We start from the raw sequence: 25969 nt of genomic DNA, 5'->3' as shown, positions 1-25969 counted from the left end.
CTTTGCGCTCTTATTAACCGGCCCGCGCCCGCTCATCGCAGTAACGTCACAACTCAATCGAGCTCCATGATCCGATCAAGGCCCACGACCCGATCAAGCTCCGCGATCCAATCGAGCCCGGCACCCCGGCTACTCTATGCAGCGCATCCCCCTATCGAAGCTGGCCACCCAGCCCACGCCCGTTCGAAGCACACACCTGCCTCGCCAGGTACCTGCACTGTGGCATGGCGCAAAACCGCAAAGGAAAGGTGGGCAGTGACCTGACGATCACTGCCCACCCAGGGTACTTTTACCCGCGTCTCGTTACTTCACGAGGGAACGCAGCACGTACTGGAGGATGCCTCCGTGACGGAAGTAGTCGGCCTCGCCGGGGGTATCGATGCGGACAACAGCGTCGAAGGTAACCTCTTCGCCGTTCTCCTTGACTGCGACAACCTTGACGGTCTTCGGGGTCGGGCCATCGTTGATGGCGGTGATGCCCGAGATTGAGAAGGTCTCGGTGCCGTCCAGTCCGAGCGAGTCGGCGGTCTTGCCAGCCGGGTACTCGAGGGGCAGGACACCCATGCCGATGAGGTTCGAGCGGTGAATGCGCTCAAACGACTCGGTGATGACTGCCTTGACACCGAGGAGGGACGTGCCCTTCGCGGCCCAGTCGCGGGACGAACCGGAACCGTATTCCTTGCCGCCGAGAACGACGAGCGGAACACCGGCCTCGCGGTATGCCTCGGAGGCGTCAAAGATCGACTCCTGCTCACCGGTCAGCAAGTTCTTCGTGTAGCCGCCCTCAACGTTGTCGAGAAGTTGGTTACGCAGGCGGATGTTCGCGAACGTACCGCGAATCATGACCTCGTGGTTACCGCGGCGCGAGCCGTAGGAGTTGAAATCCTTGCGCGCAATGCCGTGGTCCGTCAGGTAGCGACCCGCGGGCGAGTCAGCCTTAATTGCACCTGCCGGGGAGATGTGGTCGGTTGTGACCGAGTCACCCAACTTGGCAAGAACCCGCGCACCGGCGATGTCTTCAACCGGTGCGGGCTCGAGGCCCATGCCGTCAAAGAACGGTGCCTTGCGGACGTAGGTGGAGTCGTCTTCCCACACGAAGGTGTTGCCCTCCGGGGTGTCGAGCGAGCGCCAGCGCTCGTCACCGTCGAAGACCGAACCGTAGTTGCGGGTGAACATGTCGGAGTCGATCGTGGCGTCGATCGTCTGCTGAACTTCTTCCTGGTTCGGCCACACGTCGGCGAGGAACACGTCGTTGCCGAGGTGGTCCTGACCGAGGGGCTCGTTGTCGAAGTCGAAGTCCATCGTGCCGGCCAGTGCGTAGGCAATGACGAGCGGCGGGGACGCCAGGTAGTTCATCTTGACGTCGGGGTTGATGCGACCCTCGAAGTTACGGTTACCGGACAGCACCGACACAACCGTGAGATCTTCCTCGTTGACAACGCGGGAGATGTCCTCGGGGAGCGGGCCGGAGTTACCGATGCAGGTGGTGCAACCGTAGCCAACAAGGTTGAAGCCGAGCGCTTCGAGCGACGGCCACAGGCCGGCCTTTTCGTAGTAATCGGTGACAACCTTCGAGCCGGGAGCCATCGAGGTCTTCACCCAGGGCTTCGACTTCAGGCCCAGGTCAGCGGCCTTCTTAGCAAGCAGCGCCGCCGCCATCATGACCTCGGGGTTCGAGGTGTTCGTGCAGGACGTGATCGAGGCAATGACAACATCGCCGTGATCGAGGGTCGTCTTCGTGCCATCGGGCATCGTAATTGACACCGTGCGGTGCGGACGGGTCGCTGCCTTAACTGCGACCTCGCGGGAGTCGCCCTCAACGGAGTGGCCCTCGGGCGAAATTGGATCGGACGCATCCATCGTCGACGCGATCTCGCGGTCGAGCTCGGTCGGCTCCACGCCCTTGCCCGAAATGTAGTCGGGCAAGGTGCCCGCGAAGGATTCCTTCGACTCGGACAGCGGGACGCGGTCCTGGGGACGCTTCGGGCCGGCAATCGACGGAACAACCGTCGACAGGTCCAGTTCGAGGTACTCCGAGTACTCGGCCTCAACCGACGGATCGTGCCAAAGGCCCTGCTCCTTCGAGTAGGACTCGACGAGAGCAATCTGCTCTTCGCTACGGCCGGTTAGGCGCATGTACGACAGGGTGACGTCGTCAACCGGGAAGATTGCGGCCGTGCAGCCAAACTCGGGCGACATGTTGCCGATCGTGGCGCGGTTGGCGAGCGGAACCTCGGCCACGCCCTCGCCGTAGAACTCAACGAACTTGCCGACAACGCCGTGCTCGCGGAGCTTCTCGGTGATCGTCAGAACAACGTCGGTTGCGGTTGCACCGGTGGGGATCTCGCCCTTGAGCTTGAAGCCAACAACGCGCGGGATCAGCATGGAAATGGGCTGGCCGAGCATCGCTGCCTCGGCCTCGATGCCACCAACGCCCCAACCGAGCACGCCGAGGCCGTTAACCATCGTCGTGTGCGAGTCGGTGCCGACACAGGTGTCCGGGTAGGCAACGGTCTTGCCGTCTTCCTCGGATGCCATCGTCACGCGTGCCAGGTACTCGATATTGACCTGGTGGACGATACCGGTGCCGGGCGGGACGACCTTAAAGTTCTCGAAGGCTCCCTGGCCCCAGCGCAGGAACTGGTAGCGCTCACCGTTGCGCTCGTACTCGCGCTCCATGTTGAGCTCGAGAGCCTGATTGGTGCCGAACACGTCAATCTGGACCGAGTGGTCGATGACCAACTCGGCCGGGTTCAGCGGGTTAATCGACTCGGGGTTACCACCGAGCTCGACGACTGCCTCGCGCATGGTTGCCAGGTCGACGACACAGGGAACACCGGTGAAGTCCTGCATGACAACGCGGGCCGGGGTGAACTGAATCTCGTCGGACGGCTCAGCATTCGGGTCCCAGTTTGCCAGGGCATTGATGTGGTCCTTGGTGACGTTCGCACCGTCCTCGGTGCGCAGCAGGTTCTCGCCGAGAACCTTCAGGCTGTAGGGCAGCTTGTCAAGACCGGGAACCGCGTCGAGACGGTAAATATCGTATTCCTTCTCCCCGACGCTCAGGGAGGCTTTTGCTCCAAAACTGTCAACGCTCACGTTAACTCCTCAATCCAAGCGGCCGAAACCGCGATATCTCGATTTCAAGATATCTCATTTGGAGCCCTACGACAACCGAAGACCCGCCGCACTTTGCTCAAGTTACGACATAATCCAGTACTCAAATTGTGCCGGAGGGCCGCTCCTGCCAGTGTTTCACGAGGCTCCCAATGTCGGACACCCTTTGCACAAAACGTGCAGGTACTCCCCCGGTCAATCGCACGTGACCAGACATCAGGAACCGCGTGCCTTTCAGCAACATTAAGCGCACTGATTCAGCTTCGGTGCCCGCCCCGGCTGGGGCCGAAGCCCGTCCCAGGTTGGGGCCGATGCCGCGGTTCTACCCAGTTCACGCGCACAGTTCACCTAGCCTCAGACCTGTCCGCTTGCCGGGGTCCGCTCATGAGCTTCTGTCTCATGAGTGGACTCCGCGGCTAGCTGAGAATCGTTACCGCCTCAATGTGCATGGTGTGCGGGAAGAGGTCGTAGGAGGCAAGCGACTGGACGGTTCGACCTTCTTCGACCATCGCGGAGACGTCGCGTGCCAGGGCTGCGGGATCGCAAGACACAAGAGCAATGGCTTGAGCATCCGATGCTGCTAGTGCCTTGGCCCCTGGAATGCCGAGCCCGGACCGGGACGGATCGGCAATGACAACGTCGGCTCCCCTGGAGCCTTCGGCCAATACCTTGGCATTGATCGGGCTCTGCGTGATCTTCGCATCGGGCGCGTTGCGCTTGGCGTCCCTCACGGCACCGGCATTGCCTTCCCACATGCGGACCGCACGCGCCTGCTTCGTAAGCGGCAGCGTAAAGAGGCCGGCTCCACCGTAGAACTCGGCAACGCGATCGCTCTTGCGCAGGCGGGCGCCCTTGATGACGGCGTCGAGCAGAGTGACGGGGGCCTTCTCGTGGGTTTGCCAGAATCCCGTAGCGGTTACTTCCCACGTGTAACCGGCGGCCCTCTCCATCACGCGGGAGGAGGTCTTCTGCCCCGGGGCCCGGTAGACGTCCTTACCGACGGCTACGGCGGGGCCCTGCCCGCTCGGTGCAAGGATGCGGACGCTATCGCCGGGCTGCCAGGTCCCCGTCCAGGCTTCCTGGTCGGCAATAATGTCGTTGATTGCGACAGCCGCAAGCGGCATGGAATCGATCGGGACCAGGGTGTTGGTGCCGTGCGCGTACATGGCGAGCTTGCCGGACTCGTCCACCTCCAGGTCAAGCCGGGTTCTCGTGCCAAGGCCCGGGCCGACCTCGTTGACCTTGACGGTCAGGCCACCCTGCTTGAGGTGGTCTGCGAGGCCTCCCCCAAGGTGGTCGATCGCGTCGTTGAGGACCGCGGTCTTCCAATCGAGTTGCGCGGAGCGCTTGAGGTAGCCAAGCTCGGCGCCGCCGGCAACGTCCCAGATATGAGGGACACGATCGGCGGACGGCTCGTGCACGGCGGTTACCGTGCCGCGCCAGGGCTTTTGGGTGTCATCGATTTCTACTTCGACTTTCTCTCCGGGGGCTGCGCCCTCGACGAGAACGATGCGTCCGTCGATTCTTGCCAGGGTGTATCCCCCGTGAACCGGCTGGCCTGCCTCGATGTCAATTCTCACTGTTCTTCCACGTCTTCCAGCTGGTAGGGGACCTCGGCCACGATCACTCCGGGCTCGAGCTTAAGTTCTGACAATAGCGCCGGAGTCGAGTGCCGCACAAAGAACCGCTGCCAAGCGGCCGATGAGGACACGACTCTCGGGGCATAGATGATGACAATATCGCGCGGAGAGCCTGCGCGGAGCGAGCGAACATGCTCAATGACCGGTCGGCGTGCCGCGCCCCTGGGGGTGCCAAGAATCCTGAGCTCCACCGGCATCTCCGCCTCTGTCCAGTCCCGGCTCAGTGCCTCGGTCGTTGCCGGGTCAACGTCAACCACAAGACCGGTTAGCGTCGACGGACGGGTAGCCCGGGCGTAGGTGATGGCTTGTAACGTGGGCCTGTCAAGTCGCTCAACGAGGACGATGGCGTGGACGCGTGTTGGGAGGGTCCTACCTTCGGTCAGGTCGCTGGCCGCAAGGGTTTTGCCGATCTTGCCCCGACCCCGGCGCTGTGCGAGTAGGACAACACTGGGAACCGCAAGAACGAGAACGGCAATGAGTGTGTGCCCCGGTTGCACAACGGCCGAGATGAGGATGATAACAAGCGCCATGACACCGAGGAGCAGGCCCCAGCGGATTGATGCCTTCGCGCCATTGCGTTCGGCGAGAACAGTCGAGTCCCGCCGAACTTTCCGACCCCGTGCCACCAGCGCCGCCATGGTCATCACGAAGCAGGCAAAAAGGATGAGGACGAGGCTCGTTGAAACGCCAAGAGAGGTCTCGGCAAAGTATGCGGCACCGGCACAGAGAACCGCGATGATGGAGACCACGAAGCGCCTCGGCGCCCTCGCATCCGCCGCCGCCATTTGCCTTGGCAGAATCCCGTCGGTAGCAAGGGAACGCAGGAGCAGATTCACTTGCGAGTATGCGGCAAGCCCGATAGCGAGCCCTCCCGCACAGAACGCAATTCCCGCAACGGCAGCCGCCACCCCGCCAAGGAACATCTCCGCCATCACCAGGATCGGTGAAAGCCGGGTCGTGGGTGACAGTGTGGCAATCTGGACGAGGTAGATCGTTGCCGTGATGAGAAGCAGCGTCGGAATAAGGACCTTGAGGAGGGCTCGGACCTCGATCCTTCTCGTGGTCGCCTCACCGAAGGATCGCTCCGTCATAAGCCCAATAAGCGCCGCCGGTAGGCAAGCGCCCAGGGCGGCCTCTCCGAGCGGCCACGACACCCCAGCATTCGTCGACGTCACCGCTATACCGCCCGCGGCGTGGCCTGCGCTATCGATCCCGTCAACGAGCTCGAGGAAGAGCCCGGCAACGAGAACAGCAACGATCGCAAGCGCTGCCGGGACCATGGCAAAAAACAGGGTTCGCGACCGGGGTTGCCAGCCAGCGAAGGACGGGACCGCGAGAACAAGAATGACAATCGACTGAATTACTGGAACCGACGCGGTTTCAAGATTCAGCAGGTGAACGAACGAGGTCACCGCGAATCCGACGGCCAGCACAACAACGAGAACGTAGCCGACAAGCTTGGCGGCTGCGGCGACAACCGAGAGGTTGTCGGAGACGTAGCGAGCAACCAGCTGGTGGTCGGCGGTGCGCTGCACAACCTTTGTCAGCAGATGGTAGCCGGCACCTATACCGATAAGGACAACCAGTCCGATAGCGAGGGCGCCCCAGTACCGTTCCGACATGGTCGCGCCAAGCCCCGCACGCGTGATCGACAGCGGGGTCTGAATAAGAGCGAGGAAGGCGAGACCGATCGTGGTGACGATCCGGAGCCGCCGGAATTCACTCGGTGCGGATGCGACATTCATAATGGATTCAGGCTACGCCACGCGGCCCGGTGCGGTAGCGTAACATACCGTGCACTACGTCATTATGGGATGTGGTCGGGTGGGTGCCACGCTCGCAATTGAGCTGAGCGAACGCGGTCACTCCGTCTCCATCATTGATCAGGACTCCGAGGCCTTCTCCCGGCTCCCGGACGATTTCTCGGGCCAGCAGGTTACCGGGGTTGGCTTCGACCGCGAAGCTCTCGAAGAGGCTGGTATTGCGGAAGCTGAAGGCTTCGCCGCCGTCTCCTCGGGCGACAATTCGAACATCATCGCTGCCCGCGTGGTCCGCGAGACATTCGGCGTATCCAACGTTGTTGCCCGGATCTACGATCCCGAACGGGCCGCCATCTACGAACGGTTCGGAGTGCCAACTGTTCCCACCGTGTCGTGGACAACCGATCAGGTCATGCGCAGGCTTATCCCCCTGCCCGCACAGGTCGAGCTCCGCAATTCCACGGCCGACCTATCCGTCTACCACGTCCAGGTCGGCGAGTCGTGGCTTGGTCGGTCCATCGGAGAGCTCGAAGACCTGCTACCGCTCAGGGTGGCTTTCCTCGTACGCGGCGGCGAGGGTGTTCTCCCCCGCTACGACACCGTTATCCAGCAGGGCGACGAAGTGAGAGTGGCCGCCTCCCCCACTCATATTCGCAGGATCGAAGCGGTCCTCGCGGACGGCCCGTCGGAGGTGACCGAATGAAAGTCATCATTGCCGGAGCCGGATCCGTCGGTCGTTCAATTGCTCGCGAACTATCCTCCCAGACTCATGACATCACCCTGATTGATAAAGAACGCTCCGCGATGAGAGTGGCCTCCGTTCCTGACGTCGAGTGGCTCCTCGCCGATGCCTGCGATCCGAAGGCGCTCTCGGAAGCCGGGATCGACGAATGCGATGTCATTGTCGCGGCTACCGGAGACGACAAGTCGAATCTTGTGGTCTCCATGCTCTCCAAGCTTGTTTACGGGGTTCCGCGGGTCATTGCTCGCGTCAACAACCCCCGTAACGAGTGGTTGTTCGACGAGAACTGGGGCGTCGACGTACCGGTGTCAACGCCCCGCATCATGACGTCGCTCGTTGAGGAAGCCGTCTCCGAAGGCAACCTGGTGAAGATGGCGAACTTCCACCGGTCGGGGGCTTCTCTTTTCCAGACTAACCTGCCGGACAGTGCACCCGTGGTAGGCCTATCAATCGGTGAAGTAGTCCTCCCGCCGGGAGCCGTTCTCACCACGGTTGTGCGCGACGGTCAGCCGCTCCCAGCCGAACGAGACCTCACCCTGGAAGCCGGCGACCAGGTCCTCATCCTGCTATCCGAAGAGGCCGAGCTCGACCTCGACCTCATCGGTGAACTCATGGGCTCCGGCGGCCCCGACGACGAAGACATCGACGACGAGTAAAACCCCAACCCGTAGCAACAAGCTCAAGCAATTAAGAACGGCATTGACCCCACGGGACAGAAAACCTGTGGGGTCAATGCGCTGCGTATGGTGTCAATCGTTGGCAGAGCCATGCAGACGACGGTGAAACTTAGCGGTCTCTACGAATTCGGTGCGGAGGATGAATCCGGGTGGTTCGTCGGGTCGCGCGGGGCCTCTTCAACTCGCTCCGAGGCACGATCACCGCGCTCGACGTGCTGAGTATCTGCCCCCGCCTCGCGGTGCTCGCCTTCTGCCCGGCCTGCCGTGGGTGCCAGGACCTCGGAAGGTTCGCGACAGAGCATCCAGGTAAGCCAGGCGACGATGGCGAAGAGGAAGGGGCCCATGACGATACGGGCGATGCCGAGGGCACCGACCTGATCATCCGCAAGGTAAAGCGGTAGCTGCACGGCGAGACGGAGCCCGAAGAGTCCGACCCAGAGCCAGGTGGCCGTATAGTAGCGACGCTTCCGGGAGGCCTGTTCGGGGTCCGTGCGCCACGACTGATCCTCGCCACGCAGGAGCGCCACGGCAACGCCGATGAGTGGCCAGGTGGCAATGAGGGAAATGAGAAAGACGGCAAGGTAGGCGCCGTTGGTCCACAGTCCCATCGCAAAATAGTTCTCGGCCTCTCCGGAGCGCCACGCCCAAATACCCGATATGGCAACACCGAAGGCACCGCCAAGAGCGGGCGTGATGTCGATGCGCTGGATCAGGCGGATCGCGAGGCAGATAACGACGACGGCAATGGCCGTGCCAACGGCGGGAACAATTTCACTGGTGACCAGGAAAACGATGACAAAGAGAACGGAAGGCAGGACGGCCTCCGCGAGGCCGCGGACACCGCCGACGGCCTGCCATACCGAGAAGTCCTCGGCAACGACGGAAGCTATGCCTGTCTTTTTGGCCGGCGTTTCATCCGGGACGGTGTTGTCCGGGTTATCTCGCTCGCTCATGAGGCATCCGCTTTCAGCCAGTAGATGGGGTTGTAGATAACGGGGTGGTCACCCGCGACGATCTTGCCACGCGCAGTCATGTGCCGGCCGACCCGGAAGCCCGGGAGGGACCGGTGGCCGACGAAGACGAGGTCGACGGTCAGTTCGTCACTGGCGAGCCGCACTTTGAAGGTGGGATGGAAACCCACTGCCGGGAGTGTCAGCGCCTGGATCCTGCCCGTGATCTCGACCTCACCGGCGATCCTCACGCAAGCTCCGGAAGCTCCGGCCCGCGCGGCTTCTTCACGGGAACCTTGCCGAGCTTCTCTTCGACACGCTGCTGAGCTGCCTCCGGCATATCCAAAGCCAGAAGATCTCGGACGGGATGAGCCTCGGAGCCGCGATCGACCACGACCTTGCGCAGGTAGTCGTAGATGGCTTCGCGAGTCTCGGTGTTCATGACGGCTTGGCCTTCCACCGCAGCGCGGAGGAACCAGCGGGGGCCGTCGACGCCAATGTAGCGGACGTGTCGAACTTCGTTGACGTCCTTCTTTGGAATGGTGGCCTCCACCTCGGGACCAAACGGGCCCTCGCGGAAGTTCGCGCTGCCGCCATCCTTGGTAATAGAGTCAACCATTTCGTCGCGCACGTCGGGCCACAGGCCAGCGGTCTTCGGTGCCGCATAAACGTTGAGGGTCAGCGAGGAGCCGAGCATTTGAACAAGTGCTCCCATGGCTGCACGGGTTCTCTTGTTGATCGTGAACTGGACGCGGACGCCCTGTTGCTTCGGGAGGTAAAGCACGCCGAAATTGTGCATTCCCTCAACGGAGGGTGCCTCCGCAATGTCGAAGGGGCCGTCGGTTGCTGGAGTTTCTACCGCCGACTCCGCCGATTCCTGAGCCGAGTCCGCCACTGCGGGCTCAGCGTTCTGCCTCTTCTTACGAGAGAAAAGTCCCAATGGTCGCGCCTTTCAGTCTTGAACGGTACTACCCTACCAATCAGATAGGTTTGTTGGTGATGCCCGGAGGTGGGATCCTGGAAAGGTGACGTACTTTTTAGAGAAGCTAACCCCGAAGGCTTCCGTTCTTATTTCCGCTGCCGTTATTGCCGGGATGCTCGGCCTTCTTGGGCTCCCGTTTTCGCTGACCGCCACCTACATTGCGATCGTGGCACTCGCCATCATTGTCCCGTTTGTCCTGTGGGCCATGTCCCCAAGGTCCGGATCGTCCAGGCGGGCAATGGACCGACCGGGATTGAGTTGCAGTGCGGCCGGGCACACATTGACCTCGCCCATCTGGGCGAGGCCTATGTACTAGATGAGGATGGGATGCACGAACGGCTCGGAGTCGAATCCTCCGGCCGGGACTTTGTCTGCTACTCCCCCTGGGTTAAAACCGGGGTCGTGATCGACAACATTGACGACGCAGATCCCATTGAATCCTGGGTGATCTGCTCCCGCCGTCCCGACAGGCTTGTCGAATCTCTTAAGACGCACACTCCGAGCAGATAAGCATTCCGTCCTTCTCGTAAGCCAGCTGGCTACGGTGGTGGACGAGGAAGCACTCTGAGCACGTGAACTCATCGGCCTGTGCCGGGAGAACCGAGACGGACAGCTCAACGTTCGACAGGTCAGCGCCCGGAAGCTCATAGGAATCCGCGGCCTCGGCCTCGTCAACATCAACCGAACCGGACTGCGAGCCCGAGCGGCTGGTCTTCAGCTGCTGGAGGGAATCCTCCTCCATGTCTTCGTCGCGCTTGCGAGGTGCATCGTAATCTGTCGCCATTATCTACGCTTCCAAACCCTAGGTACGCTACCTACTTGGTAGCGGGGACATTATTGCCCCATTGGTGCGAATTATGCAAGTCCCGAAATGGCGGAGTCAAGACAGCCCGCTAGAATGGTGAACACTCCGTGAAGATTGCCCGCTTTTTATGTCCTGAGCTGGCACTCTAGGAGGAGATGTCATCTAGGAGGCCACATATGCTCGAGCTCGAGTTCCTCGGGATTCAGCCCGACGGAAACACCATGACGCTGAACGACTCGGACGGGAACAGGTACTCGTTGCCCATTACCGACGAGCTTCGCGGAGCCCTGCGCCGCGACCGCGTCCCGAGCCCGACGGAGGAGCCAAAGCCCATGTCCCCCAGGGATATCCAGGCCCACTTCCGGGCGGGCCGGTCCCTCGAAGAGCTGTCCGAACTAACAAACATGCCGATCTCCCAGCTCTCCCCCTACGAGTATCCGATTCTCGCCGAACGCGAATACGCGGCGAACCAGGCCCGCGCCTATCGGATCGGTCACGAGATCGGCTCCCTCACCGTCGAGGAACTCGTCACATCTCGCCTCAAGTCTCGCGATGTGAACCCCGAAGCGATCGAATGGGACGCCAAACGCGAAGTTGGAAAGAACTGGGAGCTGACCGCCACGTACACCGTTGCGGGCCGCGAAACAAGGTCCGTGTGGACCATCAACCAGTCGACAAGCTCCCTGACGGCTCTCAACGACGAAGCCCGCTGGCTCTCTGAAACCGAGATCCCCGTCAAGGATTCCCCGTGGCGCCCCCTGGCACCCTCCCCCGCTTCCTCACCTTCCCGCGTGGAAGACGAGGTCGTTGTCCTGCAGAGCGCAGAGACCTCACCCGAGGCGAAGGAAGACTCCGGAGAGTCCATCGTTTCCATGCTTGACACGCTGTCCGCCCGCCGCGGAACAAAGCAACCGATTGTCATGGAAGATGACGAGTTCCCACCCGCCGCTCATCCCCCGGCTTCCCGCCCTGAGGAAGCGACGGACGCAACCATACTTTCCCTGCCACCGCGCCCGAGCAGAGCCTCTCGCTCCGCCTCCGCCGCTGAGCCGACGCAGGACTCTATGCCGTCGGCAGCCACCGCGCCCGGAGCCGAGGCCGACTCAGAAGTTACGGACAAGCAGGCGGAAGACACCGCGAACGAAACGACCGACGAAGCACAGTCTTCCCAGTCCGCGGCGGAAGCCGAGGCAACGACGGAGACTGCGAAGGAAGAGAACAAGGCAGAGGGCAAGTCCGACGAAGGCGACACTCTATTCTCGGAGTCCACACCGCCCAAGCCCAAGAAGAAGCGCGGCGGCAACCGTCCCGCCATGCCGTCCTGGGATGAGATCGTCTTCGGACACCCCAAGAAGTAGCGCGCCACTCACTCGATCATGTCCCCCTGTGCCTGTCACCGACAGAAACGGGGGGCATTCTCATTCCCGCGGCCAGCAATCACTCACCTTTGCGGACGAGTGGGCACGTTCTGCTGCTTATCCGGGACCGTCATGGGTTAGCGAGAGCACTTAGTTATTCGCGCGCACCATGTGGACGCGTTCAATTAGTGCGTTACCTAGAGAGACGGGCGTTAGCCGGGTATCTCAAAAGTAATGCCGTCGCATGCCAACGAATACCTGAGCCGTTGGGCCTTGAGATCTCCCGCTTTCGATCTCCCTCGCCCGCGCATGATGTGAGCTATCGAGACCGCCTTTCAGGAGTGCCGGGGCTATTCGCCCGGCCCACCGAGCGGCAACGCATCTTCCGTCAGCGCCGTGGCACGAACAGAGGCCGCTGTCATCGCACGGAGGTGGTGCTTTCGGCACAGCACCTCGTAACCAACATTGTCTTTTGAGCCGGTGTCGCCGACGACGATCTGTTCACCCTCGGTCACCATGAGGCCGTTAACGGTTCGAGCATTGTGTGTGGCTCGTGCGCCGCACCAGCACAGGGCTTCAACCTGAAGTCTTTCGACCCTGTCCGCCAGTTCCATCATGCGTGCCGAGCCCGGGAACAGGGCCGTACGGAAATCGGTGGTGATGCCGAAACCGAAGACGTCGATATCGATTTCGTCAACGATTCTGGCAAGCTGCTCGACCTGGTCGATCGAATAGAACTGGACCTCGTCGCACACGAGAAAATCGACGCGGTCCCCCGCCATGCGACGATCCGTGATGAGCTTCCAAATGTTGGTGCCGGGACCGACCTCGATCGCTGGGACGTCGAGCCCGAGGCGGGAGGAGAGTCTGCCTTCGCCCGCACGGTCATTGCGGGAGAAGATAAGCCCCTGCAGGCCACGAGCATTACGGTTGTAGGCCAGTTGCAGGGCAAGGGTCGATTTGCCGCAGTCCATCGTTCCCGAGAAGAAGACGAGCTCGCTCAAGAAGTAACCTCCACTAGGCACGGAACATTCATTTCCTCATCGGTTAGCGACCCGTGCAGGCCGATAATGCTGAGGGCTCCCGCGCTCATAAACCGGGAATCTCCGATGCCAAGTCTGCCATGAGAGAAGGCAACGACGTCTCCAATGGCGGAGCGGGTCTGGTCACTTACTCGGCCGAGCAGGCCGGAAGCGATCCACTCTTCCTTCGTGTACACGAGGGCTCGATCACCCAAATATTCTCGCCACCGGCCCGCCACCGCATCCGCTTGTTTCGTGTACACCTGGGTGGCACGTTCCTCACCGGCAACAAGGTCAACGCCCTCGGCAAGTGCCGGGACCGCGGCAATATCGATTCGTTCTTCCACGTCAATCATGCCGTGATCGGCGGTCACAATAATGAGAGTGTCCGCCGGGGCCTGCCGGGACAGTCTGGCCAGCCCTCCGTCAAGCAGTTCGAGCTCTGCGATCCACTGATCGGACTGCCAGCCCTTACCGTGCCCGGTATGGTCAAGCTCGCCCCAGTACAGGTACACCAGATTCGTGGTTGTAAGAGCCGCCAGAGCTCCATCAACGCGGTCGTCGAGGGTTTCACCAACGACGGGGCGTCCGCCCCGCCACGCGGCGTTTGTCAGCCCTGAGCCGACGAACTTGGCGGGCTGGACAACCGCCAGTTCCATGCCCGCTTCCACGAGGCTCTCGGCAATCGTTGGGCGGGTCTGCCAGTCCTCGGCCCTCAAGTCCGTGTTCCAGGAGATGAGGTTGAAGGGCTCGCCCGTGCGGGGGTCTCTTAGCGAATAGCCGGCCATGGCGGTCTGCCCGGGGAAGAGGCCGGTGCCGAGCCCGGTAATGGCAGCTGCGGTTGTCGATGGAGAGACCGTGCGGATGGGATCGGGGCTATTCGCAAGTCGCCGACGCAGGTAGGGCGCGTGCCCCGTTCTTGCAGTCAGGTTTGCGTGCCCGAGGCCATCGACAAGAACAACGATCACTCGTTTTGCATCTGGTAGGCCCAGCCGGGCCTTGGAGGTTGCCGTATCGAGGCCGGGCAGGTTCTGCCCAAGGACGCCGACCGCACCGGCCAGCACATCAGTCACGCGGGGAGTCATGAGTGCAAGCTTAGCGGGTGAAAGTCTCCACGAAGTGAGCGTCGCCTCGCTGGAAGCGGTCCCGCGTCATGGAACAATAGTCGAATGGCAAGAAGCAAGAACACGGGAATACCCACCGATATTGTCGAGAACATCGTCGATATCGACGTGTCGGAAGAAATGAAAGGCTCCTTCCTGGAGTACGCCTACTCGGTGATCTACTCCAGGGCCCTGCCCGACGCAAGGGACGGTCTCAAGCCCGTTCAGAGGCGCATCCTCTTCCAGATGGACCGCATGGGGCTGCGACCCGACCGCGGCCACGTCAAGTCATCCCGCGTCGTTGGCGACGTCATGGGTAAGCTTCACCCGCACGGCGATGCCGCCATCTACGACACGATGGTCCGCATGGCGCAGCCGTTCACGCAGCGCCTGCCACTCATCGACGGCCACGGCAACTTCGGATCGCTCGATGACGGCCCGGCAGCCTCCCGATACACGGAGGCGCGCCTCACCGAAGCGGCTCTTGCCATGACCGCAGACCTCGACGAAGACACCGTCGACATGGTCCCCAACTACGACAACTCATACCTGCAGCCGGAGGTACTACCGGCAGCTATCCCGAACCTGCTCGTGAACGGCGCCACCGGCATTGCCGTCGGCATGGCGACAAACATGCCTCCCCACAACCTCGGTGAGGTCATCTCGGGTGCCAAGCACCTTCTCAAGAATCCCGACGCCACACTCGACGACATCATGCGGTTCATTCCCGGGCCGGACCTGCCGGAAGGCGGCAAGATCGTTGGCCTCACCGGAATTCGGGACGCCTACGAGACCGGTCGCGGCAGTTTCAAGACACGCGCAACAACAAGGATCGAGAACGTCACCGCCCGCAAGAAGGGCATTGTTGTCACCGAATTGCCCTACCAGGTTGGTGCCGAGAAAGTCATCGAGCGGATCAAGACTGCCGTCCAGTCGAAAAAGATCGAAGGCATCACCGCCGTTCAAAACCTCACCGACCGTCATCACGGCCTCAGGCTCGTCATCGAGCTGAAGAACACGGTTAATCCCGACGCGATCCTCGCGAAGCTGTTCAAGCTGACGCCAATGGAGGACTCGTTCGGAATCAACAACGTTGCCCTGGTAGAGGGAACGCCTCAGACACTGGGTCTCCTTCCGCTCCTGCGAGTATTTGTCAATCACCGCATCGATGTCACAAAACGCCGCACCGGCTTCCGACTTGGCAAGGCAAAGGACCGCCTGCACCTCGTCGAGGGCCTCCTCATTGCGATCCTCGACATCGACGAAGTCATTGCCGTTATCCGGTCGTCGGACGACACTGCGACAGCCCGTGAGCGGCTCATGGCTGTCTTTGACCTGTCCGAACTCCAGGCCGACTACATTCTTGAACTCAGGCTCCGCAGGCTCACGAAGTTCTCTCGCATCGAGCTGGAAACAGAGCGTGACGAACTTCAGAAGTCCATTGCGGATCTCGAGGAGATCCTGGCGTCCGAGGCTCGTCTTTATGAGCTCATTTCGGATGAGCTAACCGAAGTTTCCCGCAAGTTTGCCACCCCGCGCCGCACGATTCTGCTCGAGTCCGACGGAAGCGAACAGGTCGCTATTCAGGACGTCGAGGTGAGCGACGAACCCTGCCACGTTGCCCTGTCGGTCACCGGCCTTATTGCACGCGCGGCAGAAATCCCCGACTCCCCCGACAGGCAGTCGCACGACGCAATCGTGTCCTCCGTAGCGGCGACCACCCGCGGCCAAATCGGCATTGTCGACACCACGGGCGAAGTCCACCGCCTCGACGTGGTGGACACGCCCGCTTTGCCGCTCGGTAGCCGCTCTCTTGCGGGAGGCGTTCCCATACGTGAACTCATGCCACCCGGCACCGAGCCCGTTGGGCTTATCTCGCTCGCGGAAGATGCGGAGCCGATCGCTCTCGCTACGTCTCTTGGCAAGATCAAGAGGGTAACCCCCACGCATCCGAAGTCGGACACCTGGTCGATCATCACGCTGTCCGAGGGCGACTCCGTGATTGGTGTCTCCCATGCCGCAGATAGCGCCCAGCTTGTCCTCGTCACTTCGGATGCGTACCTGTTGCGCTTCGATTCTTCCGCTGTCCGCCCGCAGGGCAGGACCGGACAGGGTGTTGCCGGCATCAAGCTTGCCCAGGATGCCGTTGTACGCGCCCTCGGTGTCGTCCCGGGAGATCTCCTAGCCGAGGCACGTGTCGTCACGGTAACGGGCTCCTTCGACGCCATTCCGGGAACAGAGACGGGTTCGATCAAGGTCTCACCGCTCGACCGCTACCCGGCCAAGGGACGCGGCACGCTCGGTGTCCGTACCCACCGGTTCCTGCGTGGCGAAGACATGCTGTCACTCGCCTGGGTCGGACTCGACCCGCGTGCCGTCGGCACCGGCGGACAGCCCATTGAGCTTCCCGAGGTCAACGAGAAGCGCGACGCCTCCGGAACCCCGCTGACGACCATCATCGGCGGAATCGGCTAAGCCTGCGATCCGTCACAGCACCTTGCAGTGTTGCTGCTTGGCAATAACTGTTCCGAGTAGCTAATGAGGGGGCGTGCCCAGGATTTCCCTGGGCACGCCCCCTCATTGTTACTGCGGTGAAATTGTCTCGTGGCGATTCTTCGCTGGCAATAGCGAACTAACTGGCGACAGCTATCTCCATGTCGCATGCAGCAATGCCGGCACCTGTTGCTTCCGTGTCGACAACTTCCTTACCGATATAGTTGGAGCTCATCACGTGCAGGGCACCCATGTATTCCAGTCGGAACGTGATGGTGTCACCAACCGCGATGTCCCTCGGGTTCTCCCCCAAGTCAAGGACAAGCATGTCCGATGCCGCATCGATGATCTTGATCCCCGGGAGTGAGGGAACAATGAAGTCCGGGTTGACGTCGAGGTAGCCAATGTCGACGATCGCTCGGTGCGCGATCCTATCGTCGGTTTCCTCGGCTACGTTACCGAACGGATTAGTTCCCATCGGACCGGACGGTGCCATGGACTTTTCTCGGAGCTCGATAACGTCGGCGTGTAGCTCAAGGACGTCATCATGCCAGCCGTCAAATGTCTTCTCCTCAACAAGATTCTGACCAAAGTAGAGGGCCTCACCGATCCGGAAGTGATTGATTCCGTCGGGCAGGTCGCCGCTCTCCAGAAGCGGAAGCGTCACGGTTGTTCCCGCGCTAATGAGGTCGAGTGTTTCCCCGGTTTCCTTCTCCAGGAGATCCCGGAGCGTCACCAGCTCATCAAGGGCCTCTTCGCTGGGCAGGACGCCGCTCAGACAGTTCAGATTCGTGCCGATCCCCGAAACTCTAATGTGTTGGAATTGCAGGGCTTGTCGATAGAAACCAAGGAGGTCTTCGGGGAGAACTCCCTCCCTTAGATCCCCCATCTCAACCATGATGACGACCTCGTGAGTGGCGCCTTGGCGGCGGGCCTCCCCATTGAGTTCTTCCAGAGTCGATATTTCGGATTGGAAGGAAACATCGGCCCAGGCCACAACGTCCGAAATCGCGGAGTGAGCAGCGGGCTTGATGTAGACCGTGCGAACCTCGGGATGCTGTTCCTTAATTGCCCGGAGATTGGCGATCCTCGAGTCATGAACCTCGGCGATTCCAAGGTCCAGGACTTCTCCGATAAAGGACATGTCACCGCAGAAGAGCTTCGAGACAGCTCCCCAGGAAACGTCCTCCCCCTCAAACAGATCTTCCAGGTTTTTGTAGTTGGTGCGGAGCTTTGAGCGCGACAGTGTCACGCGTGCCATCAGGCGCTCCTCATCTCAAGGTACTTCACGTCAAATCCGCTTCTCTCGTACAGCGATTTGGCAGGATTGTTTTCTTCCACATGCAGGGCGATCCCGCCTGTCGTCTCGGCCTTCACGGCATTCATCAGGGCGGATCCAACGCCCCTACGGCGAGCATTCGGTGAGACAGCCAGGTAGACGAGAATATTGGCGGGAATGTAGCCGGACATCCCGGTCTCATTCGTCATGGCAACGCCAAGCAGTTCGTCATCGTCCACGGCGGTAATTAATAGCCCGCCCCGGTGAGCGGCGTAATCGAAACAAGCCAAGACATCATCGAGGGGATCTCCGTACTCCTCGAGGTGATTGTAGAGGAAGCGCGCGTATCTCTCGGTCTCTTCCTTCGTTAATGGGTGGGTGGACAAGTTTTGGGACTGTATGTCCATTTATAACCTCCAGCGCAGAAGCTTACCGAGAACCGAGCGAGAAACCACGACATTCTGGAATAGTGTAAGAATGACTTCGATTATCTGGGACATGGGCGGCACACTCTTCGACACATACCCGCAGATAGACGCGGCGTTCACCAACCTTGTCAAGAGCAAAGGCAAAAACATCGCGCTAAGCGAAACCGCGGCTCTGACGCGTGTCACACGCGGCCACGCCATCAACGTCCTGTCAGAAAAGTTCAGTATCCCCAAGGAAGAATTCGAGTCAGTGTACGAGGACGTGAAGGCCAGCTGGGAGGTGTCTCCTGCACCGCTCATGGATGGCGCTCGGGAGCTGTTCAAGATTTGTCAGGACTCAGGCGGCCGCAATCTCATAGCCACGCACCGCGACCGTGAATCGGCCCAGCAGCTCCTGTCATCGACGGGGCTACGGTTCGATGACCTCATCTGCCCCGGCGACGGTTTTCCCCGCAAGCCCGATCCCACAATGATGCTTGAAATCATGAACAGGAACGGAGTGGAAGCGGCATCCTGCATTGCCGTAGGAGACCGTCCCATCGACGTGGAAGCGGCTCAGGCAGCGGGCACCACGGGCTTTCTGCTCGTGAGCGACCCCGTGGACTCAAAGCGCGATGGCGTTGTCACCGTCACCTATCTGACTGACCTGATCCCGTACCTGGGATAGTCATCGTCGGCGGAGCGGTCAGCTAACTTCCCCGCCCGGGTAAACGGGCTTCGTGTACAGGGTCGTATTCCGCACCGGCTCGTAGCCAAAGTGGGTAAAGAGGTCGAGCATCGGAGACTCCCCCTCCATATCCACGCTGATGTCGAGCCCCGCGTATTCCATACCCGATTCCTGGTAGATATCTGCCGCCGCATTAAGAAGAACGGTGGCAAGATGCAGGCCTCGATAGTCGGGAAGCACGACGAGTTCTTCCGTGTAGCCCTCCGACCATCCAAAGGCGGACCAGTCCTGCTGGTACTTGTGCGACAGGATGTAGGCCGCGAGCTTCGCGCGATCGGACTTGGCGTCGACAACAATGAACGACCATTCGGGCACAAAGAACTGGGACTCCAGTGCGTCGCTGAGCTCGACAAGTTGCTCACGGTACGTCCTGCCAATCTCCGTGTCCATGACATCCGCCCAGGTGTGCAACTGGTAGAAGCCGGGTAGCTCAACCTCGGAGCGAGGCTCGGCCAGGTCCCTGCGGAGCTGAACGTAGCCGCCGCTTGGCTCAAACTCGGCACGCTGAAGCAGATCAATGAGGCTGTCTCGGCCCTCGTCGACATGGATTTCCATGATCGCGTTCGGGTTACCGCGTGCAAGCTTCTTCGCGGACGTATCAAAGAACTGGATGACTTGACGTCCGAGACCATACCCGCGGAAGTCTGGATGCGTTCCGCCGGAGCACCGAAGCGGCCCACCGTCACGCGGGACCCGAACGACCCCGTAACCGGCTAGCACGCCGTCCACGACAAGACCGAGCGACTCCATCTCCATTGAGGAGTCAAAGTAGTCTTCCAGCTCGGAGGGGAGCGTACGAAACGGAGCACGGTCATGCTGCTCAATGGCGGCAACCATGCTGATGAGCTCGGGCAGACGCTCCCGCGTTAACTCAATCCGCATCACATTTCGATCGCGTAGACAATATCGGTCGAGCGGGGGAAAAAGTCCCAGCGGGTCACCCAGCTCTTCGAAGTCTCGTTAAGATTCGTGTCAATCGAAATCCCAGTTTGTGGTATCGACTGCTCATTGCATCGGCGCAGATGCTCCGACATGAGAGCATCCGCTATTCCGCGGTTACGCCACCCCCGTTCAATCGCAAGGTACTCGATCCATGACTCGTGGCCGTAGTCGCCGTTCTCCACGCGTGCCAGCAGGAAGCCAACAACGATCCGATCACTGTCGGTGACAGCGACGTACGACAGTGCAGGATCGATCTCATCGGCGCGGCGAGCGAAGTCCTCCGCCGGCATCAGCCGCCCGCCCAGGCTCAGCGACTGCGAACGGTTGAACACTGTTCGAACTTCCTCGTTGAGCGACGGATCGAACGGGATGAGAGAAACACCCGCGGCTTCCAGCTTCGCCGCAACGATCGGACTTGGTCCCTCAGAGCCATCCACGGTTCGCACCAGGTATTCGATGGTGCGGTGCGGGCTGAAGCCGGCTGCCGCAAGGAGGCGGCGGCGCTCTGTCAGGTGCGAAACAACGCGGGATTCGATGGACACGGGCAGGTCCCGCCCGTCCTCAGAGATGAGCTGGCGGGCGCGTCCGTCCTGCCAGTCAATGAGTGCGCGGCCGATTCCCCGGCCCCGCCAGGTGGGGTCAACGAACGCTTCAATGGTGCAAACATGCTCGGAATCGGCTCCGGCCATCAGTCCCACAACGCCAACTGCCCGGAGCTCGCCCTGAGAGTCACGACCACCCAGAACCTCGTACCGGTGGGCGGTAGGGGCGAGCCCAAGGATCGGGGCTATCACCTCGAGCCGGCGGAGTGTCGAGGGCCGGTCCACGGGCCTGCATCGCTCGTCAAGAGCGGTGACATCGCCGACGTCTTCTGCTCCGAGCATCCCCCATGACAGGCCCAGGTGGGCGCCCGGGAAATTCATGACGTCGGGTACGCGAAGCCTCTGATCGAGAGAGCCAGCACGCGCAGTCACGCGGTTCGATTCCATGTTCGCCACCTTACCAGTGCTCCCTAAATATCAATCCTTGCCCGGTCAACATCGTCCGAGCCTTCAACAATGAATTCCTTGCGCGGGGCTACCTCGTTGCCCATGAGGAGCTCGAAGACTTCTTCGGCCGCCTTCACCGATTCTTCGTCGGCCATGGACACGCGACGGAGAGTTCGGTGCGTGGGATCCATCGTTGTCTCTGCCAGCTGGTCCGCGTCCATCTCGCCAAGACCCTTGTAGCGCTGAATGGGTTCCTTGTAGGAACGACCCTGCTTCTCCAGCTTTCTGAGAAGCGCATTGAGCTCGGCTTCCGAGTACGTGTAGATGACCTCGTTCTTTGCCTTCCCTCTGCCGATCACATCGACGCGGTGAAGGGGCGGAACCGCAGCGTAGACACGGCCAGCTTCCACCAGTGGCCTCATGTACCGGAAGAACAGGGTCAACAGCAGGGTGCGGATATGGGCACCGTCAACGTCGGCGTCGGTCATGAGAATGACCTTCCCGTAGCGCGCCACGTCCAGGTCGAAGGTGCGTCCCGATCCTGCGCCAATCACCTGGATAATCGAAGAGACTTCTACGTTCTTGAGGATATCGGCCGGAGATGCTTTTTGAACGTTGAGGATCTTTCCTCGGATCGGCAGGAGCGCCTGGAACTCGGAGTTGCGAGCCAGCTTTGCCGTGCCAAGAGCCGAGTCTCCCTCCACGATAAACAGTTCGGTGTTCTCGACTGCTTCGGACCGGCAGTCGGACAGCTTTGCCGGCATCGTTGACGTTTCGAGCGCGTTCTTGCGGCGCGAGATCTCCTTGTGAAGACGCGCCGCAACCCTCGCTCGCATCTCCGCCACGATCTTCTCAAGCAGGCGATTTGTCTCATCGCGCTGCGAGCGCTTGGAGGACCCGAGGATCTCCATGAGGCCGTCGCCGATTACGCGGTTAACGATGGAACGGACGGGGCCCGTTCCGAGGATTTCCTTCGTCTGTCCTTCGAACTGCGGCTCCGGTAGCGAGACGGTAACGACGGCGGTCAGGCCCGCCATGATGTCTTCCTTCTCGATCTTGGGATCCTTGGCCGTGATCTTGAGCCTGCGCGTGTTGTTGTCGATGAGCTTACGAAGAGCGCGCGTGACGCCCGCTTCGAAACCCTGGACGTGAGTGCCACCCACCGGGGTAGCGATGATGTTGACGAACGACTTCATCGTCGTCTCGTAGCCCTGCCCCCACGCGAGAGCCACGTCGACGCGACAGGTCCTCTCCATTTCCTTCGGAACGAGGTGACCGGACTTCTTGTCGAGGGTCTGCACGGTCTCCGTGAACGTCCCGCTGCCCTCGATGTGGAGCGTATGGGTAATCGCCGCATCGGGCGCAATGTCATCGACGAAGTCAACGACACCACCGTCGTAACGGTAGTTCTCTTCAACGGCTTCCTCACCCCGTTCATCGCGAATCACGAGTGTGAGACCGGGAACGAGGAACGCGGTCTGCTTGGCCCTGCCGAGGATCTGATCGAGGTCCATCTTCGTGCCCTCGGGGAAGATCTGCGGATCGGGCCAGAAGCGCACCCGGGTGCCGGTTTTCTTCTTCGCCACCTTGCCCTTGATTTCGAGAGCCGAGTCCTTCGTGAACGGTGTGAACGGGTTCTCCGGGGTGGGCTTGCGCCCATCCTTGTACTGGCCGGGCTCGCCCCGGCGGAATGTCATCCGGTGGGTTTTTCCATCGCGATCGACCTCAACGTCGAGCCGGTGGGACAGTGCGTTAACGACGGACGCACCGACGCCGTGCAGGCCGCCGGAGGCCGCGTAGGAGCCGCCACCGAACTTACCGCCCGCGTGCAGCTTCGTGTACACGACCTCGACGCCGGAGAGTCCCACGCCGGGGACCTCGTCGACGGGAATTCCTCGGCCATTATCTTCCACGACGACAGAACCGTCGGGCAACAGAGTGACGCCGATGCGGTCAGCGTGGCCTTCCAGCGATTCGTCTACGGCATTGTCAATGATTTCCCACAGGCAGTGCATAAGACCACGGGAATCCGTGGATCCAATGTACATGCCGGGTCGTTTACGGACCGCCTCGAGGCCTTCGAGGACGGACAGGTGTCGGGCGGTATATTCAGGCACCGTTCGATATTAGGATAAATCCCTCCAAAACCGCGGTATTCCCTCGCCGATGTGAGAAAGTGCGGACCCATCGTTGATGGGTCCGCACCATTGTCGTGGGGATCGGGCGCGTCTGCACCCGATCTACTAGCTGGACGCGCGGGCGTCCTCGTCGCTAGTTTGTGCTCTCCTCGGTCAGTTTCGACCTTTCGTCGATGACGTTCTTCGCTGTGGGAGCGATCTTCTCGAGGTGCTGGTTCGCGTGGTGTCCGCAGAACAGCAGCGAGCCAGATTCAAGTTCGACGCGCACGTAGGCGCGCGCGCCACAGGCGTCGCAACGGTCGATGGCCGTCAACTGCATGGGTTCTACTACTGATGTACTCACATTTACATACAACCACAGTTCACCCGGATTTCATCCAGATGTTCGTGTGAGTTCGCTTGCGGCCCAAATCTTGAACTATTCCAGTACAGCTTTGGGACCTACCTCTCATCTTCGGCAATACTTGGGCCGCCACCAGAAATGGGAGAGAATCGGCAGGTGGAGTATGCCGTCGTCGATGTGGAGACAACCGGGCTCGATCCGACAAGGGACCGAGTCATCGATATTGGTATCCTCCTGGTCGACTCCACCGGTTTGGTGCAGGGTGACTGGTCGAGCCTCGTCAATCCGCAGCGTCCCGTGGACGCCACCTTTATTCACGGACTCACGGACGAGGATGTGGAGTCCGCCCCTGCATTCAGTTTGCTGCTTCCCCGCGTTGTTGAGCTCCTTCGGGGCGCGCAGTCGTTGCGCACAACGCGTCATTCGATATCGGGTTCCTCAACGCCGAGTTTGCTCGCGCACGATATCCCGTGACGATTCCCCGGGCAGCGGGGGTATGCACGATGGATCAGTCGCGAATCTATCTCCCGCCGGGCCGGCATAACCTTGCCGCCTGTCTGGAACGTGCGGAAATTACGCTGCCCGTGAAGCATCGGAGCATTGCCGATGCCCAGTGTTCCGCTGCTCTTCTTGCCCATTATCTAGAAACCGAGCTGAGCGGCGTACGGTACGCAGACACCGCCCAAGACCGGCACGGCAACCTTGTTCTACCCCGGGAATGGGAACGCGCCGCAGAAGCGGCGCGTTCCATCCAGTGGCTCGACATTGCCGACCTTGGGCCGGCAACCCTTAATTCCTAGTCAAGGTAGTCGCGGAGCACCTGCGACCGGGACGGGTGACGGAGCTTCGACATGGTTTTCGACTCGATCTGTCGGATACGTTCCCGGGTCACGCCGTACTTCTTGCCGATCTCGTCCAGCGTCTTGGGTTGACCGTCATTGATGCCGAACCGCATCGTAATAACGCCTGCCTCACGCTCAGAAAGCGTGTCAAGGACCTGGTGGATCTGCTCCTGGAGCAGGATGTGGGCAACGCGGTCGGTCGGGACAACCGCCTCGGAGTCCTCAATGAGGTCACCGAACTCGGAGTCACCATCCTCGCCGAGCGGCGTGTGGAGGGAGATCGGCTCACGACCGTACTTCTGGACCTCGATGACCTTTTCCTCGGTCATGTCGAGTTCCTTTGCCAGCTCCTCCGTCGTGGGCTCGCGGCCCAGATCCTGAAGCATCTGGCGCTGAACACGGGCGAGCTTGTTGATGACCTCGACCATGTGGACCGGGATACGGATCGTACGGGCCTGGTCCGCCATGGCACGCGTAATTGCCTGACGGATCCACCAGGTTGCGTACGTCGAGAACTTGAAGCCCTTCGTGTAGTCGAACTTCTCAACTGCGCGAACGAGACCCAGGTTGCCTTCCTGAATGAGGTCGAGGAAGAGCATGCCGCGGCCGGTGTAGCGCTTGGCGAGTGACACGACGAGACGAAGGTTTGCCTCGAGAAGGTGGTTCTTGGCGAGCTGACCGTCGCGCACCATCCACTTAAGGCGGCGCTCGTAGGCCTTGTCCTTAATCTTGTCGCGATCCTCGGTGATGATGTAGTTCGCGTAGAGGCCCACCTCGATACGGCGGGCGAGCTCGACCTCTTCCTCAGCAGTCAGAAGTGCGACCTTACCGATCTGTTTGAGGTAGTCCTTGACAGGGTCAGCCGTGGCGCCAGCAACGTGGATGCGCTGAGCCGGCTCGTCTGCATTATCGGAGTCCTTAACGACGAACTGGCCGGAACGCTCCTCCGCGTGCAACATCGTCCTGCGGCTCGGTTCATCATCGGCGTCAACGGGCTTCGCCTTGGCGTCGTCGTCCTCGTCGGTCTCTTCCGCGTCAGCATCTTCGTCGAGGTCTTCGTCCTCGTCTTCGATTTCGACGTCGTCGACGTCTTCAACATCGTCACCCTCAAGATCGGGCGTGACGGCGGAGTTGACTTCCTCAGCCGAGTCTTCGACGGGAGTGACGACCTTCTCAGCCTCCGCAGCCTTCTGGGCCGCGGTCTTGCGAGTCGTGGTCTTCTTTGCGGCCGGAGCGGCCTTTTTCGCGGGCGCCTTAGCCGCCGTCTTCGACGCGGTGGTCTTTGATGCTGCGGACTTGGTCGCGGCGGGCTTCGCGGTCTTTGCGGCTGTGGACTTGGCCGCGGTGGTCTTGGCAGGAGCCTTCTTCGCAGCGGTCTTGGTGGTGCCCGTCTTCCGTGCGGTGGTACGACGCGCAGACGTGCCGCCATCTCCCTTCGCGTCGGTCGACGGGGTGCTTGCCGTAGTCGCTTCAGACACTTATTGCCTTCCAAAGTAGAGGACGGTCTTCCGAAAATATGAGGACCTGTAGAGCTACAACGCTAAAGATCAAAGATTTGTTCCCATACCCGATTTTTTGTGGCATGGGAACAGTGATCTTTGCTGAGTCACCTCAGCAGGTGACGGCTCTTGC

At 60.9% G+C, this 25969-nt stretch carries 23 protein-coding genes and 1 pseudogene; 8 read left to right on the top strand and 16 right to left on the bottom strand.

The genetic code is table 11. The features are described 5' to 3' along the window. Nucleotides 1-303: 303 nt before the first annotated feature. The 3 genes from acnA to EJ997_RS02565 form a co-directional block, all read right to left on the bottom strand. Entirely contained in the window at nt 304-3099 is a 2796-nt protein-coding gene (gene acnA / locus EJ997_RS02575; protein ID WP_126703200.1) for an aconitate hydratase AcnA, read from the bottom strand. 434 nt (nt 3100-3533) lie between these two features. Further along, on the bottom strand, nt 3534-4697 hold the full coding sequence (locus EJ997_RS02570) for a class I SAM-dependent RNA methyltransferase (protein ID WP_126703199.1): 1164 nt from the start codon (nt 4695-4697) through the stop codon (nt 3534-3536). Further along, nucleotides 4694-6502, bottom strand: coding sequence for a hypothetical protein (locus tag EJ997_RS02565; RefSeq protein ID WP_126703198.1), 1809 nt, complete (start codon nt 6500-6502; stop codon nt 4694-4696). The genes EJ997_RS02570 and EJ997_RS02565 overlap by 4 nt, the downstream gene beginning before the upstream one ends. A 49-nt stretch (nt 6503-6551) precedes the next feature. Here EJ997_RS02565 and EJ997_RS02560 point away from each other — a divergent pair, with 49 nt between their 5' ends. Continuing rightward, nucleotides 6552-7220: a potassium channel family protein gene (locus EJ997_RS02560; RefSeq protein ID WP_126703197.1), complete on the top strand. Its 669-nt coding sequence runs from the start codon at nt 6552-6554 to the stop codon at nt 7218-7220. Then, nucleotides 7217-7915 carry a potassium channel family protein gene (locus tag EJ997_RS02555; protein WP_126703196.1) on the top strand — a complete coding sequence of 233 codons (699 nt, stop codon included), beginning with the start codon at nt 7217-7219 and terminating at the stop codon, nt 7913-7915. The genes EJ997_RS02560 and EJ997_RS02555 overlap by 4 nt, the downstream gene beginning before the upstream one ends. Nucleotides 7916-8055: 140 nt before the next feature. Here EJ997_RS02555 and EJ997_RS02550 read toward each other — a convergent pair whose 3' ends face one another. The 3 genes from EJ997_RS02550 to EJ997_RS02540 are packed head-to-tail and all read right to left on the bottom strand — an operon-like array spanning nt 8056 to nt 9826. Continuing rightward, the gene (locus tag EJ997_RS02550) at nt 8056-8889 is read right to left on the bottom strand and encodes a DUF3159 domain-containing protein (protein WP_206501767.1); all 834 of its coding nucleotides are present in this window, start codon (nt 8887-8889) and stop codon (nt 8056-8058) included. After that, nucleotides 8886-9137 (bottom strand): single stranded DNA-binding domain-containing protein, encoded by a 252-nt coding sequence (locus tag EJ997_RS02545; protein WP_126703195.1) that lies wholly within the window; start codon nt 9135-9137, stop codon nt 8886-8888. Before EJ997_RS02545 ends, EJ997_RS02550 begins: the two co-directional genes overlap by 4 nt. Further along, entirely contained in the window at nt 9134-9826 is a 693-nt protein-coding gene (locus EJ997_RS02540) for a DUF3710 domain-containing protein (RefSeq protein ID WP_126703194.1), read from the bottom strand. Before EJ997_RS02540 ends, EJ997_RS02545 begins: the two co-directional genes overlap by 4 nt. An 85-nt stretch (nt 9827-9911) precedes the next feature. Between EJ997_RS02540 and EJ997_RS12830 the strand changes: the two genes are divergently transcribed. Further along, the gene (locus EJ997_RS12830) at nt 9912-10184 is read left to right on the top strand and encodes a hypothetical protein (protein ID WP_164719639.1); all 273 of its coding nucleotides are present in this window, start codon (nt 9912-9914) and stop codon (nt 10182-10184) included. Next, complete coding sequence (locus tag EJ997_RS12825) at nt 10067-10378, top strand: DUF3093 family protein (RefSeq protein WP_164719733.1); 312 nt, start codon at nt 10067-10069, stop codon at nt 10376-10378. The genes EJ997_RS12830 and EJ997_RS12825 overlap by 118 nt, the downstream gene beginning before the upstream one ends. Here the strand turns inward: EJ997_RS12825 and EJ997_RS02530 are convergent. Continuing rightward, the gene (locus EJ997_RS02530) at nt 10353-10652 is read right to left on the bottom strand and encodes a DUF4193 domain-containing protein (RefSeq protein WP_126703192.1); all 300 of its coding nucleotides are present in this window, start codon (nt 10650-10652) and stop codon (nt 10353-10355) included. The genes EJ997_RS12825 and EJ997_RS02530 overlap by 26 nt on opposite strands. Nucleotides 10653-10849: 197 nt before the next feature. On the opposite strand from EJ997_RS02530, the gene sepH reads away from it, so the two are divergent. Then, nucleotides 10850-12031: a septation protein SepH gene (gene sepH, locus EJ997_RS02525; RefSeq protein WP_164719731.1), complete on the top strand. Its 1182-nt coding sequence runs from the start codon at nt 10850-10852 to the stop codon at nt 12029-12031. A gap of 350 nt (nt 12032-12381) precedes the next feature. On the opposite strand, the gene EJ997_RS02520 is transcribed toward sepH, so the two are convergent. Both EJ997_RS02520 and EJ997_RS02515 read right to left on the bottom strand, forming a co-directional pair. Further along, a complete protein-coding gene (locus EJ997_RS02520; RefSeq protein ID WP_126703190.1) occupies nt 12382-13035 on the bottom strand; it encodes a thymidine kinase in 654 nt (217 codons plus the stop codon). Then, nucleotides 13032-14138: an alkaline phosphatase family protein gene (locus EJ997_RS02515; protein ID WP_126703189.1), complete on the bottom strand. Its 1107-nt coding sequence runs from the start codon at nt 14136-14138 to the stop codon at nt 13032-13034. The genes EJ997_RS02520 and EJ997_RS02515 overlap by 4 nt, the downstream gene beginning before the upstream one ends. Before the next feature lie 84 nt (nt 14139-14222). Here EJ997_RS02515 and EJ997_RS02510 point away from each other — a divergent pair, with 84 nt between their 5' ends. Continuing rightward, on the top strand, nt 14223-16631 hold the full coding sequence (locus EJ997_RS02510) for a DNA gyrase/topoisomerase IV subunit A (RefSeq protein ID WP_126703188.1): 2409 nt from the start codon (nt 14223-14225) through the stop codon (nt 16629-16631). Between the two features lie 157 nt (nt 16632-16788). On the opposite strand, the gene EJ997_RS02505 is transcribed toward EJ997_RS02510, so the two are convergent. Continuing rightward, on the bottom strand, nt 16789-17910 hold the full coding sequence (locus EJ997_RS02505; RefSeq protein WP_126703187.1) for an alanine racemase: 1122 nt from the start codon (nt 17908-17910) through the stop codon (nt 16789-16791). Next, entirely contained in the window at nt 17910-18335 is a 426-nt protein-coding gene (locus EJ997_RS02500; protein WP_126703186.1) for a GNAT family N-acetyltransferase, read from the bottom strand. Before EJ997_RS02500 ends, EJ997_RS02505 begins: the two co-directional genes overlap by 1 nt. A 70-nt stretch (nt 18336-18405) precedes the next feature. Here EJ997_RS02500 and EJ997_RS02495 point away from each other — a divergent pair, with 70 nt between their 5' ends. Further along, nucleotides 18406-19023, top strand: a complete 618-nt coding sequence (locus EJ997_RS02495) for an HAD-IA family hydrolase (RefSeq protein ID WP_164719729.1) — start codon at nt 18406-18408, stop codon at nt 19021-19023. A gap of 18 nt (nt 19024-19041) precedes the next feature. On the opposite strand, the gene EJ997_RS02490 is transcribed toward EJ997_RS02495, so the two are convergent. The 4 genes from EJ997_RS02490 to EJ997_RS02475 all read right to left on the bottom strand — a co-directional run bounded on the left by EJ997_RS02490 (nt 19042) and on the right by EJ997_RS02475 (nt 23495). Beyond that, entirely contained in the window at nt 19042-19965 is a 924-nt protein-coding gene (locus EJ997_RS02490; RefSeq protein WP_126703184.1) for a GNAT family N-acetyltransferase, read from the bottom strand. Then, nucleotides 19965-21014 carry a GNAT family N-acetyltransferase gene (locus tag EJ997_RS02485; RefSeq protein WP_126703183.1) on the bottom strand — a complete coding sequence of 350 codons (1050 nt, stop codon included), beginning with the start codon at nt 21012-21014 and terminating at the stop codon, nt 19965-19967. The genes EJ997_RS02490 and EJ997_RS02485 overlap by 1 nt, the downstream gene beginning before the upstream one ends. Nucleotides 21015-21037: 23 nt before the next feature. Next, entirely contained in the window at nt 21038-23131 is a 2094-nt protein-coding gene (locus EJ997_RS02480) for a DNA gyrase/topoisomerase IV subunit B (protein WP_126703182.1), read from the bottom strand. Nucleotides 23132-23285: 154 nt separating this feature from the next. Beyond that, nucleotides 23286-23495, bottom strand: a complete 210-nt coding sequence (locus EJ997_RS02475; protein ID WP_228201558.1) for a DUF7455 domain-containing protein — start codon at nt 23493-23495, stop codon at nt 23286-23288. Between the two features lie 138 nt (nt 23496-23633). On the opposite strand from EJ997_RS02475, the pseudogene EJ997_RS13900 reads away from it, so the two are divergent. Next, nucleotides 23634-24295 (top strand): annotated as a pseudogene (locus tag EJ997_RS13900) (3'-5' exonuclease). Here the strand turns inward: EJ997_RS13900 and EJ997_RS02460 are convergent. Continuing rightward, nucleotides 24292-25815 (bottom strand): RNA polymerase sigma factor, encoded by a 1524-nt coding sequence (locus tag EJ997_RS02460; RefSeq protein WP_126703179.1) that lies wholly within the window; start codon nt 25813-25815, stop codon nt 24292-24294. The pseudogene EJ997_RS13900 and the gene EJ997_RS02460 sit on opposite strands and share 4 nt — an antisense overlap. Nucleotides 25816-25969 lie beyond the last annotated feature (154 nt).

Origin of the sequence: Flaviflexus ciconiae (genome assembly GCF_003971195.1) — a bacterium.
In the GTDB taxonomy this organism is placed as follows: domain Bacteria; phylum Actinomycetota; class Actinomycetes; order Actinomycetales; family Actinomycetaceae; genus Flaviflexus; species Flaviflexus ciconiae.
Note: the sequence above shows the minus strand (reverse complement) of the source record. Positions and strands in the feature narration are given on the sequence as shown.

What these genes read in the sequence shown, in the direction of transcription:
- EJ997_RS02565 (WP_126703198.1), bottom strand. Translation starts at nt 6,502, where the DNA reads ATGAATGTCGCATCCGCACCGAGTGAATTCCGGCGGCTCCGGATCGTC.
- EJ997_RS02555 (WP_126703196.1), top strand. Translation starts at nt 7,217, where the DNA reads ATGAAAGTCATCATTGCCGGAGCCGGATCCGTCGGTCGTTCAATTGCT.
- EJ997_RS02550 (WP_206501767.1), bottom strand. Translation starts at nt 8,889, where the DNA reads ATGAGCGAGCGAGATAACCCGGACAACACCGTCCCGGATGAAACGCCG.
- EJ997_RS02530 (WP_126703192.1), bottom strand. Translation starts at nt 10,652, where the DNA reads ATGGCGACAGATTACGATGCACCTCGCAAGCGCGACGAAGACATGGAG.
- sepH (WP_164719731.1), top strand. Translation starts at nt 10,850, where the DNA reads ATGCTCGAGCTCGAGTTCCTCGGGATTCAGCCCGACGGAAACACCATG.
- EJ997_RS02515 (WP_126703189.1), bottom strand. Translation starts at nt 14,138, where the DNA reads ATGACTCCCCGCGTGACTGATGTGCTGGCCGGTGCGGTCGGCGTCCTT.
- EJ997_RS02510 (WP_126703188.1), top strand. Translation starts at nt 14,223, where the DNA reads ATGGCAAGAAGCAAGAACACGGGAATACCCACCGATATTGTCGAGAAC.
- EJ997_RS02505 (WP_126703187.1), bottom strand. Translation starts at nt 17,910, where the DNA reads ATGGCACGCGTGACACTGTCGCGCTCAAAGCTCCGCACCAACTACAAA.
- EJ997_RS02500 (WP_126703186.1), bottom strand. Translation starts at nt 18,335, where the DNA reads ATGGACATACAGTCCCAAAACTTGTCCACCCACCCATTAACGAAGGAA.
- EJ997_RS02495 (WP_164719729.1), top strand. Translation starts at nt 18,406, where the DNA reads ATGACTTCGATTATCTGGGACATGGGCGGCACACTCTTCGACACATAC.
- EJ997_RS02490 (WP_126703184.1), bottom strand. Translation starts at nt 19,965, where the DNA reads ATGCGGATTGAGTTAACGCGGGAGCGTCTGCCCGAGCTCATCAGCATG.
- EJ997_RS02485 (WP_126703183.1), bottom strand. Translation starts at nt 21,014, where the DNA reads ATGGAATCGAACCGCGTGACTGCGCGTGCTGGCTCTCTCGATCAGAGG.